2 tRNA genes and 4 rRNA genes (1 of these 6 running past the window's edge) are annotated in these 5725 nt (G+C 50.6%); all 6 read right to left on the bottom strand.

Annotation, left to right across the window (positions count from 1 at the left end):
* Positions 1-969: ribosomal RNA gene (locus U5L73_RS17230) — 23S ribosomal RNA — on the bottom strand (it extends 1909 nt beyond the left edge of the window).
* Positions 970-1358: 389 nt separating this feature from the next.
* A tRNA-Ala gene (locus U5L73_RS17235) sits at positions 1359-1434 on the bottom strand.
* Positions 1435-1470: 36 nt separating this feature from the next.
* A tRNA-Ile gene (locus U5L73_RS17240) sits at positions 1471-1547 on the bottom strand.
* Positions 1548-1646: 99 nt separating this feature from the next.
* Positions 1647-3181 (bottom strand): 16S ribosomal RNA (locus U5L73_RS17245).
* A gap of 342 nt (positions 3182-3523) precedes the next feature.
* Positions 3524-3636 (bottom strand): 5S ribosomal RNA (gene rrf, locus U5L73_RS17250).
* Between the two features lie 153 nt (positions 3637-3789).
* A 23S ribosomal RNA gene (locus tag U5L73_RS17255) occupies positions 3790-5725 on the bottom strand; the annotation flags it as partial.

Here is a 5725-nt window from a genome sequence, read left to right on the forward strand (position 1 = left end):
TCCCTCTTGAGTCCGGACGTTAGCACCCGGTGCTCTGTCTCCCAAGCTGTACTCTGCGGTATTCGGAGTTTGCATTGGTTTGGTAAGTCGCCATGACCCCCTAGCCAAAACAGTGCTCTACCCCCGCAGGTAATACTTGAGGCACTACCTAAATAGTTTTCGGAGAGAACCAGCTATTTCCAAGTTTGTTTAGCCTTTCACCCCTATCCACAGCTCATCCGCTAGTTTTGCAACACTAGTCGGTTCGGACCTCCAGTACCTGTTACGGCACCTTCATCCTGGCCATGGATAGATCACTTGGTTTCGGGTCTACACCCAGCGACTAGACGCCCTATTCGGACTCGATTTCTCTACGGCTTCCCTATTCGGTTAACCTTGCCACTGAATGTAAGTCGCTGACCCATTATACAAAAGGTACGCAGTCACCCTTGCGGGCTCCTACTTTTTGTAAGCATGCGGTTTCAGGATCTATTTCACTCCCCTCCCGGGGTTCTTTTCGCCTTTCCCTCACGGTACTAGTTCACTATCGGTCAATGATGAGTATTTAGCCTTGGAGGATGGTCCCCCCATATTCAGACAGGATTTCTCGTGTCCCGCCCTACTTTTCGCAAGCTCAGTACCACACAGGTCATTTCACGTACGGGGCTATCACCCGCTATGGCCAGCATTTCCAGGCTGTTCCGTTATGTCTTGTGCTATCACTTGCAGGCTTCTCCGATTTCGCTCGCCACTACTTTCGGAATCTCGGTTGATGTCTTTTCCTCGAGCTACTGAGATGTTTCAGTTCACCCGGTTCGCCTCGCATACCTATGTATTCAGTATGCGATACCCCTAAGGGTGGGTTTCCCCATTCGGAAATCTCCGGATCAAAGCTAATTTGCCAGCTCCCCGAAGCTTATCGCAGGCTATCACGTCCTTCGTCGCCTATCATTGCCAAGGCATCCACCACATGCTCTTATTCACTTGACCCTATAACTTTGACCACTCTTGCGAGTATCTCAGTCATCTTCAAGGAATGTTTGACAGGTCTCTCACCTGTCGCGTTATGCCGTAAATGACATCACCACTTGCTTTCGCAAACAGTGAGCCTAATTACTTTCGAATTTCAAACAAAGTTTGATATTCATTTTGACGCAATCAAATATGTTGCCAACAACCACGCAAGGCACGGTCTGCACTAAACCTTTACGAATGTGCAGTTTCCTTGGCGCAGCTTAAAGTTGGCAACGCTGATTAAACTCTATAAATTGTTAAAGAACAGCCGGTTGATCAAGAGATCTTGATCAACAACAAAGCAGCCTCTTCATTGCAAGCAATGTAAAGCTACTTTGGTGTTGACTTCATGTGTATCGGAAGTTTGGTGGAGGATGACGGGATCGAACCGACGACCCCCTGCTTGCAAAGCAGGTGCTCTCCCAGCTGAGCTAATCCCCCGTATCTACCAATATCTACCTGTTTATTGGACGACGATGGTGGGTCTGGTTGGTCTCGAACCAACGACCCCCGCCTTATCAAGACGGTGCTCTAACCAACTGAGCTACAGACCCAAGCCGGTCACTGATGACCAGGCATAAGCCCGAGTCGTTAGCGACAACCTTCCAACAACCGATAAGTGTGAGCGTTCAAATTAGATTGCAGTTTTCCAGAAAGGAGGTGATCCAGCCGCACCTTCCGATACGGCTACCTTGTTACGACTTCACCCCAGTCACGAACCCTGCCGTGGTAATCGCCCTCCTTACGGTTAGGCTAACTACTTCTGGCAGAACCCGCTCCCATGGTGTGACGGGCGGTGTGTACAAGACCCGGGAACGTATTCACCGTGACATTCTGATCCACGATTACTAGCGATTCCGACTTCACGCAGTCGAGTTGCAGACTGCGATCCGGACTACGACTGGCTTTATGGGATTAGCTCCCCCTCGCGGGTTGGCAACCCTTTGTACCAGCCATTGTATGACGTGTGTAGCCCCACCTATAAGGGCCATGAGGACTTGACGTCATCCCCACCTTCCTCCGGTTTGTCACCGGCAGTCTCATTAGAGTGCCCAACTGAATGTAGCAACTAATGACAAGGGTTGCGCTCGTTGCGGGACTTAACCCAACATCTCACGACACGAGCTGACGACAGCCATGCAGCACCTGTGTTACGGCTCTCTTTCGAGCACGAAGCTATCTCTAGCGACTTCCGTACATGTCAAAGGTGGGTAAGGTTTTTCGCGTTGCATCGAATTAAACCACATCATCCACCGCTTGTGCGGGTCCCCGTCAATTCCTTTGAGTTTCAACCTTGCGGCCGTACTCCCCAGGCGGTCAACTTCACGCGTTAGCTTCGTTACTGAGTCAGTGAAGACCCAACAACCAGTTGACATCGTTTAGGGCGTGGACTACCAGGGTATCTAATCCTGTTTGCTCCCCACGCTTTCGTGCATGAGCGTCAGTACAGGTCCAGGGGATTGCCTTCGCCATCGGTGTTCCTCCGCATATCTACGCATTTCACTGCTACACGCGGAATTCCATCCCCCTCTACCGTACTCTAGCGATGCAGTCACAAATGCAGGTCCCAGGTTGAGCCCGGGCATTTCACATCTGTCTTACATCACCGCCTGCGCACGCTTTACGCCCAGTAATTCCGATTAACGCTCGCACCCTACGTATTACCGCGGCTGCTGGCACGTAGTTAGCCGGTGCTTATTCTTACGGTACCGTCATTAGCAAACTGTATTAGAGCTCGCCGTTTCGTTCCGTACAAAAGCAGTTTACAACCCGAAGGCCTTCATCCTGCACGCGGCATTGCTGGATCAGGCTTGCGCCCATTGTCCAAAATTCCCCACTGCTGCCTCCCGTAGGAGTCTGGGCCGTGTCTCAGTCCCAGTGTGGCTGGTCGTCCTCTCAGACCAGCTACAGATCGTCGGCTTGGTGAGCCTTTACCTCACCAACTACCTAATCTGATATCGGCCGCTCCAATCGCGCGAGGTCTTGCGATCCCCCGCTTTCATCCATAGATCGTATGCGGTATTAGCGTAGCTTTCGCTACGTTATCCCCCACGACTGGGCACGTTCCGATATATTACTCACCCGTTCGCCACTCGCCACCAGGATTGCTCCCGTGCTGCCGTTCGACTTGCATGTGTAAGGCATGCCGCCAGCGTTCAATCTGAGCCAGGATCAAACTCTATAGTTCGATCTTGATTTTTCGCTCTTTCGAGCAACTCATAAACTGGAATTGACATGAACTTCATTTCTGAATTTCACATCTTTTTTCATTCATGAGCGTTTAAAGTCTTGCGACTAGTTCCAAAAGAACTTGGCAATCACTTTCAAACGCCCACGCTTATCGGCTGTAAATTTTTAATGATCAGAAATCTTTTCAGATTTCTTAGCCCGCTGCAATCAGCGAAGCCTTCAATTATGACACACTTTTAAGTGCATCAGTACACTCGAGAGCATATTCTTGCTTTTTTTAGCACTGCGAGCAGTACTAAAAAAAACACCCCGCCACTTGACGGGGTGTTTTGGTGTAATAGCCTGACGATGACCTACTTTCACACGGGGATCCGCACTATCATCGGCGCTGACTCGTTTCACTGTCCTGTTCGGGATGGGAAGGAGTGGTACCAAGTCGCTATGGTCGTCAGGCATAACTTGTTGTCACCCAGACCAGAGGTCTGGGCAACCAATTTATAGAGCTAATCAGCTTGTCTTTTACGACGCCATCTCACTTTGAGATGGTCATTTGAATGCGTCAACTTGGCATAACTTCCTTGAAGTACTTGCGTACATCAAAGTTATAGGGTCAAGCCGCACGAGCAATTAGTATCGGTTAGCTTAACGCATTACTGCGCTTCCACACCCGACCTATCAACGTCCTGGTCTTGAACGACTCTTCAGGGGGCTCAAGGCCCCGGCAGATCTCATCTTGAAACGAGTTTCCCGCTTAGATGCTTTCAGCGGTTATCTCTTCCACACTTAGCTACTCGGCAATGCCACTGGCGTGACAACCGATACACCAGAGGTGTGTCCACTCCGGTCCTCTCGTACTAGGAGCAGGCTTCCTCAAATCTGCAGCGCCCACGGAAGATAGGGACCAAACTGTCTCACGACGTTTTAAACCCAGCTCACGTACCTCTTTAAATGGCGAACAGCCATACCCTTGGGACCGGCTACAGCCCCAGGATGAGATGAGCCGACATCGAGGTGCCAAACACCGCCGTCGATATGAACTCTTGGGCGGTATCAGCCTGTTATCCCCAGAGTACCTTTTATCCGTTGAGCGATGGCCCTTCCATACAGAACCACCGGATCACTATGTCCTGCTTTCGCATCTGCTCGACTTGTCAGTCTCGCAGTTAAGCACGCTTATGCCATTGCACTATCATCACGATGTCCGACCGTAACTAGCGTACCTTCGAACTCCTCCGTTACGCTTTGGGAGGAGACCGCCCCAGTCAAACTGCCTACCATGCACTGTCCCCGATCCAGATAATGGACCTAGGTTAGAACCTCAAACACACCAGGGTGGTATTTCAACGTTGGCTCCATAAGATCTAGCGACCCTACTTCAAAGCCTCCCACCTATCCTACACAGATCTGTTCAAAGTCCAATACAAAGCTACAGTAAAGGTTCATGGGGTCTTTCCGTCTTTCCGCGGGGAGATTGCATCATCACAAACATTTCAACTTCGCTGAGTCTCAGGAGGAGACAGTGTGGCCATCGTTACGCCATTCGTGCAGGTCGGAACTTACCCGACAAGGAATTTCGCTACCTTAGGACCGTTATAGTTACGGCCGCCGTTTACTGGGACTTCAATCAAGAGCTTGCACCCCATCATTTAATCTTCCAGCACCGGGCAGGCGTCACACCCTATACGTCCACTTTCGTGTTTGCAGAGTGCTGTGTTTTTAATAAACAGTCGCAGCCACCGATTTTTTGCAACCTCATTGGGCTCCATCCGCAAGGGACTTCACCTACTAAAGGCACACCTTCTTCCGAAGTTACGGTGTCAATTTGCCGAGTTCCTTCTCCTGAGTTCTCTCAAGCGCCTTAGAATACTCATCTCGCGCACCAGTGTCGGTTTGCGGTACGGTCGTGTGTAGCTGAAGCTTAGTGGCTTTTCCTGGAAGCAGGGTATCACTCACTTCGTCTGCAAGCAGACTCGTTATCACTCCTCATCTAAGCCCGGCGGATTTGCCTACCAGGCACGACTACAAGCTTGAACCAACATGTCCAACAGTTGGCTGAGTTAACCTTCTCCGTCCCCACATCGCACTACACATCGGTACAGGAATATTGACCTGTTTCCCATCAGCTACGCATCTCTGCCTCGCCTTAGGGGCCGACTCACTCTACGCCGATGAACGTTGCGTAGAAAACCTTGCGCTTACGGCGAGGGGGCTTTTCACCCCCTTTAACGCTACTCATGTCAGCATTCGCACTTCTGATACCTCCAGCACGCTTTACAACGCACCTTCACAGGCTTACAGAACGCTCTCCTACCACTTGCAATAAATTGCAAATCCGCAGCTTCGGTAACTGGCTTAGCCCCGTTACATCTTCCGCGCAGGACGACTCGATCAGTGAGCTATTACGCTTTCTTTAAATGATGGCTGCTTCTAAGCCAACATCCTGACTGTTTTAGCCTTCCCACTTCGTTTCCCACTTAGCCAATTTTAGGGACCTTAGCTGGCGGTCTGGGTTGTTTCCCTCTTGAGTCCGGACGTTAGCACC

It is taken from the genome of Rhodoferax sp. (assembly GCF_034520025.1).
Classification (GTDB): domain Bacteria; phylum Pseudomonadota; class Gammaproteobacteria; order Burkholderiales; family Burkholderiaceae_C; genus Allorhodoferax.